The following is a 6,000-nucleotide window of genomic DNA, read 5'->3' as shown; positions in this document are numbered from 1 at the left end:
ATAACTAGATTTCCGCCACAGCTCGTTCAATCAGGCGGCGGGCAAGGGTCTGAACGCCCGTATGGTAGTAGTAGTTGGTGCTCATGTCCAAAAAGACACCTAAGTAGTCGAGGTTATCCTTCGAGAGTTCAATAAAGCTTTGCAGACTATTGATCACCTTTTGCGGCGTTAACTCGTGGCTGCTGACAAATTGGTTCATCCACCCCTGCACCGCATTAAAGCTCTGAATAATAAAGCCCAATTGACCGCTGGGATTGCCCCCCGGCACGACACTGCCAATCGCTTTGAAGGTGGGGTTTTTCTGTAGATCATTGGGTTGCAAGCTTTGCAGTGTGCCCAAGCATTTGAGAAGAAAGTCAGGCCCGAGGGGAATCAGGCCATCAAAACAGATGAGGGCGGCCATCCGCATCAGGGATTCACCACTGTAGTCGGCAAGGGCACGCAGGAAATCGCCGAGGCTGTCACCGGGAATGCCATTGATTTGACAAAAGGCCAGAATTTCCACAATCAGCTTAATGCTGAGGTCAATGGCCTGCGCCCGCTCTGGCTTTGGCGTCATTTTATCCAAGAAGCCGAGGAACGAAATTTTCTCGCCCACTTTGTTGGCAAGGGCAGCCGCTCCTAGGAGAGCATCAGTGTTGTCCACGGTTTGATAAAGCCACAGTGCCCGTTGATAGCCTTGGGATTTGTCATTAAAGAGCCGCACGGCACGATCGCCAATTTGGCGGATCAAGGCAGGATCTGTTTCCCCCGTCACATGGCGGATCGTGTTATCAAAACCAACGATATTTTGCCACTGGCCGGGAATGATGAAATCCAAGGACTTGAGGGCCATAACAGTGATGCCCCCAGTGGGGAGTTGATCAACAATTTTGTAGATAGCTTCGCTCACGGTGGTCTCCTTAGGGGGCAAGTTGGGCTAAACCAGCAAGATCAAATTTTTCAATCCATTCCCTGCGATCGTTGGCGGTAAAACTGGGATCACGGGAGAGTACCTTGACCTGATAGCGGTTGGCGACGAGAATTGCCGTTTGCGTCGTCCCCACCTCTACTGCTGGATAGCCGGCAATCTGCATCGTACTGTTTTGAAACTTGGCGGCAGCCTCAGGGGTGCTAATCGTATCGGCAATGGCCAGCATCGCCAGTTCTTTCCCATCTTTTTTCAGCTTAGCCTCGGCAAACCCCTTTTTCTCTTGGACGTAGATGCGCTCAAAGCCATTCCCCTCCGGCGGAAAGAAGCGATTAAATTCACTTCCTTGGGTGGCTTCACGACTCACTGCCGGTGGTGCATTGCGCTGGGTGCTTTCTTGTTGCACCTGCTCATAGGGAGAGGGCGGAGTGGGGGCGCAACCGGTAATGAGAAGCGTAAGGGCTAAAACAAGCGCAGTCAGCCAGCGTGCCATGCGGATCCCCAAAACAACAAGCCAATCATAGCTTAGGCGGGGAAGCCACCGGTCAAGTTTGATGTGCTGTTAATCTCTTGCCACTCACGATCGCTCAACGGTTCCGGGATCAGTTTCACCTGCCACTGCGTCTCAAAGGCGTCCAAGAGAGCTGTTTGCACCACCTCTAAAGGGGGAAGGGACTGCCGATGGGGCACACTGCCAAATACTTGCTGCCATAGATCGGGGTCAGGGGTAAGGACAATCGAACCCTGCTGAAGGACGCGATCGCCCCGCCACGCTTGAGCACTACCAATGACTTTCTCGCCGCTAGGTAAAACCAAATCGGCCACGGTTGCCCGGGCAAAGCAATTGATGGGAGCGTTGGCGGGATAGCGTTCCTGTCCCAATTGCAGTGGCCACCCTAGGCGCTCAAACCCCACCCTCAGGAATTGACACAGATCGGCATAGACCTGCCGCCGCCGTTGCCCTAACCCCCACGCCACTAGACTGTAGGTGAGATCCCCTTGGTGCAAAACAGCTCGCCCCCCTGTGGGTCGCCGCACCAGTGGAACGGGCTGCCCCTGCCAGTGCAGGTATTGCCAGTGCTCAGGAATGGGCTGTTGACTGTAACTAAGGGAGATGGCGGGTGGTGACCAGGTGTAAAACCGCAGACAGGGGCGATCGCTAGACTGCCACAACCACCGATCCACTGCCATTTGCACCGTCCCCGGTGCTGCCAAGGGGGGAAGATAACGCCACATCAACTCGAAGTTGCTTCCGCCGGATGGTAGGCTGCCGCATCCCGCCGACATCCCATATAGGCAAGGATATACAACTCCTTCAGGTCTTGAATCAGCGGATAGCGAGGATTTGCCCCCGTGCACTGATCGTCAAAGGCGAGTTCGGCCATGCTCTGCACCTGTTCATAGAAGGCTTGATCCTCACTGTTGAGGGCTTCCTTAATGGTGGCTGGAATCTCTAACTGCGCCTTCAGGTCTTCAATGGCGGCAATCAGGCGCTCCACTTTTTCCTCTGGAGTGCTACCACCCAATTCAAGAAAGTCGGCAATTTGGGCATAGCGTTCCTTGGCTTGGGGATACTTGTACTGCGGGAAGATTGTCTGTTTTAGGGGGGCATCTGTGGCGTTATAGCGGATGACATGGCAAATCATCAGCGCATTGGCAAGGCCGTGGGGCAGGTGGAAGGTGGAGCCAAGTTTGTGGGCCATCGAGTGGCAAACCCCCAAGAAGGCATTCGCAAAGGCCATGCCGGCGATCGTCGCTGCATAGTGGACTTTTTCGCGAGCCTCTGGATCAGCTGCCCCCAAGCGATAGGCGCGAGGTAGATAGGTAAAGAGCAGTTTGATCGCCTCTAGCGCCAGACCCTCAGTAAACTCCGTCGAGAGCACCGATACATAGGACTCCAAGGCATGGGTTAGGGCATCAATGCCGCCATAGGCCGTGAGTTTCTTGGGCATATGCAGCACCAAGTCGGGATCCACGATTGCCATTGTGGGCGTGAGGGCATAGTCCGCCAGGGGGTATTTAATCCCTACGCGATCGTCGGTAACCACTGCAAAGGGCGTCACTTCTGAACCTGTCCCCGAAGTGGTGGGAATCGCCACCATGATGGCTTTTTGACCCAAGGGGGGCAGTTGATACACCCGCTTGCGAATATCCATGAAGCGCATGGCCAAGCCGTCAAACTCCACCTCCGGATGCTCGTACAACAGCCACATCACCTTGGCTGCATCCATGGGTGAGCCACCCCCCACGGCAATAATGACATCGGGCTGATACTGCCGCAGCAGGTCTAGGCCTCGGTTGACCGTACTGAGGGTGGGGTCTGGTTCCACTTCGTGGAAAATATCGTGCTTGATGCCCAGTTCTTCAAGGGTGTGCACAATCGGCTCAGTGACGCCCAGGTCAAAGAGGGGTTTATCGGTCACAAGGAAGGCGCGTTTTTTCCCTTCCAGATCCCGCAGGGCAATGGGGAGGCAGCCGGGTTTGAAGTAAATTTTCGGCGGCACGCGGAACCAGAGCATATTTTCGCGGCGATCGCTCACCGTTTTGATATTCAACAGGTGATGGGGGCCGACATTTTCCGACGTGACATTACCGCCCCACGTACCACACCCCAAGGTCAGCGATGGATCCAACTTGAAGTTGTACAAATCCCCGATCGCTCCTTGGGAAGAAGGCGTATTAATCAGAACCCGCGCCGTTTGCATGCGGTATTTGAAATAGGCAATATCATCTTGATTGCGGGGATCGGTGTAGAGCACAGAGGTATGCCCCATGCCGCCAAAATTCACCAACTGTGCCGCAATCTCCACCCCTTTATGGAACTGGGGTACCCGATACAAGGCCAATACCGGACAGAGTTTCTCATAGGAAAATGGCTCCTGCGGCCCGACTTCACTCACTTCACCAATGAGTACCCGCGTTTCGGGCGGCACTTGGATATTGGCCATTGCAGCAATGGTGGCTGCCGATTGACCCACAATGGCGGCATTGAGGCGACCCTCCTGCAGAAGGAGTTCTGCCACCCGCTGCCGTTCTTCAGGGGAGAGAATGTAGCCCCCCCGCCGTTGAAACTCGGCTTTGACCGCGTCATAGATCTCATCGACGACAATCACCGCTTGCTCCGAGGCACAGATCATGCCATTGTCAAAGGCCTTACTCAGGAGAATCGAACTCACCGCCGTTGGAATGTCGGCGGTGGCATCAATGAGCACCGGTGTATTCCCCGCCCCGACCCCGATCGCCGGATGGCCAGAGGAATAGGCCGCCTTCACCATGCCCGGCCCACCCGTGGCCAAAATCAGCTTGATCTGCGGGTGCTGCATCAGGGCTTGGGAGAGTTCAATCGTTGGCTCATCAATCCAGCCAATAATATCGGGGGGTGCGCCAGCGGCAACCGCTGCATCCAACACCACCTTGGCTGCGGCCACCGTACAGCCCTTTGCTCGGGGGTGGGGCGAAAAGATAATGCCATTGCGGGTTTTCAGGGCAATCAATGCCTTAAAGATGGCCGTCGAGGTTGGATTCGTGACTGGCACGATACCGGCGATGATCCCCACGGGTTCAGCAATTTTTTGGATGCCAAAAATGGGATCATCCTCAATCACACCGCAGGTTTTCTCATGTTTGTACTTGTTGTAGATGTATTCCGAGGCAAAGTGATTTTTAATGACTTTATCTTCAACCACCCCCATGCCCGTTTCCGCTACAGCTTGTTTGGCAAGGGGAATCCGCGCTTGGTTGGCCGCCATGGCCGCTTGGTGGAAAATGTGATCCACCTGCTCTTGGGTAAACTGGGCATACTGGGTTTGTGCCCTTTGGACGCGCTCAATGAGTGCTTCGAGATCGGCAATGGTTTGAACGGGTTGAGAGTGAGTTAAGGCTTGGGCAGTCATGGGCGACTCCTTAGGAAAGAAATTTCTTAAATGGGCAAGTTATTGAACGTTGAGATCATATTCACGGAAGAGGGCGATCGCCCGCTGGACATCTTCGGGACTCGCCGCCGGCGTATCAAAAAGTTCATAGGGCAGCCCTAATTGCTGCCATTTGTATTCCCCCATTTTGTGAAAGGGCAACACCTCCACTTTCTCTACATTACGCAGACCCGCCACAAATTGCGCCAATCCCCGAATATTTTCGGGATCATCCGTCAGCCCCGGTACCAAGACAAAGCGGATCCATGTGGGTTTATGGATCTCATCAAGGTACTTGGCCAACTCCAAGGTGGGGGTAATCGTGACACTAGTGACCCGCCGATAGGTCTCGGGCAGAAAGGATTTAATGTCCAGCAGAACCAGATCCGTTGCCGCCACAACCGGTTTGGCTGCCTCCAAGACCACATAACCTGATGTATCTAGGGCGGTGTGCAATCCCAATTCGTGACAGCGCTCAAAAATTTCACGCACAAACTCTGGCTGCATCAGCGGTTCGCCGCCGCTGACCGTTACGCCCCCTTGGCGCAGATAGGATTGGTAGTGCTGAATATCAGCAATCAGTTCCTCCACGGTTACCAGCTTGCCCTGATGGGGTTCACGGCAGTCGGGATTGTGGCAGTACAGACAGCGCAGCGGACACCCTTGGGTAAAAATCACATAGCGAATGCCGGGACCATCCACTGTGCCACAGGTCTCAACGGAGTGAATGTAACCTATCACCTGTTGTTTTTCGGGTTGTTTTTCAGGAAGTGTGGAAACCATCATTGAAACCTCAGTGACAACAGATCGCTTGAGATAGCTTCTATAGGGTTGAACAGAGCCGGCCGGAGAATTCCCTAAAGTTTTAATCGCTCCTAGGAAAGTATCTCGCTTTACTAAAACTCACTTTTCAATTACTCCTACAGTCTTGCCTACGGGCTTTTTCCAATTGGGCTTGTTCTATCCTTGCCTTGCGGAAAGGGCTTTACGCTGCTGAACTTTGCAAAACTGTAATTTCATCATAAAAGCAGAAGACCAATTTGCACGCTGTCTTAATTAACTTTTAGGATTGGCGGTCGTTTCCTAACTTTGCCCAACTTAATGAAAAGTTTTTCAGTATGCCAATATTGGGGGCGATCGCCCGCTCAAAGGTTGAAAAATATCGAGATTGAGGCTTTT

At 53.6% G+C, this 6,000-nt stretch carries 4 protein-coding genes and 1 pseudogene; all 5 read right to left on the bottom strand.

The window, feature by feature from the left end; all coding sequences use genetic code 11:
- Positions 1-4: 4 nt before the first annotated feature.
- Entirely contained in the window at positions 5-892 is an 888-nt protein-coding gene (locus IGQ15_RS09275) for a hypothetical protein (RefSeq protein ID WP_297051095.1), read from the bottom strand.
- A gap of 10 nt (positions 893-902) precedes the next feature.
- Positions 903-1,403: a hypothetical protein gene (locus IGQ15_RS09270; protein ID WP_297051093.1), complete on the bottom strand. Its 501-nt coding sequence runs from the start codon at positions 1,401-1,403 to the stop codon at positions 903-905.
- Between the two features lie 32 nt (positions 1,404-1,435).
- Positions 1,436-2,146 carry a lipoate--protein ligase family protein gene (locus tag IGQ15_RS09265; protein ID WP_297051092.1) on the bottom strand — a complete coding sequence of 237 codons (711 nt, stop codon included), beginning with the start codon at positions 2,144-2,146 and terminating at the stop codon, positions 1,436-1,438.
- A pseudogene (gene adhE, locus IGQ15_RS09260) lies at positions 2,146-4,809 on the bottom strand (bifunctional acetaldehyde-CoA/alcohol dehydrogenase); the annotation flags it as partial. The pseudogene adhE and the gene IGQ15_RS09265, both read right to left, overlap by 1 nt.
- A gap of 33 nt (positions 4,810-4,842) precedes the next feature.
- The gene (pflA, locus tag IGQ15_RS09255) at positions 4,843-5,607 is read right to left on the bottom strand and encodes a pyruvate formate-lyase-activating protein (protein ID WP_297051090.1); all 765 of its coding nucleotides are present in this window, start codon (positions 5,605-5,607) and stop codon (positions 4,843-4,845) included.
- Positions 5,608-6,000 lie beyond the last annotated feature (393 nt).

The organism is Thermosynechococcus sp. M98_K2018_005 (genome assembly GCF_015295825.1).
Lineage (GTDB): Bacteria > Cyanobacteriota > Cyanobacteriia > Thermosynechococcales > Thermosynechococcaceae > Thermosynechococcus.
This window is presented reverse-complemented; position numbering and strand designations above follow the sequence as displayed.

What these genes read in the sequence shown, in the direction of transcription:
- IGQ15_RS09270 (WP_297051093.1), bottom strand. Translation starts at nt 1,403, where the DNA reads ATGGCACGCTGGCTGACTGCGCTTGTTTTAGCCCTTACGCTTCTCATT.
- pflA (WP_297051090.1), bottom strand. Translation starts at nt 5,607, where the DNA reads ATGATGGTTTCCACACTTCCTGAAAAACAACCCGAAAAACAACAGGTG.
- IGQ15_RS09265 (WP_297051092.1), bottom strand. Translation starts at nt 2,146, where the DNA reads ATGTGGCGTTATCTTCCCCCCTTGGCAGCACCGGGGACGGTGCAAATG.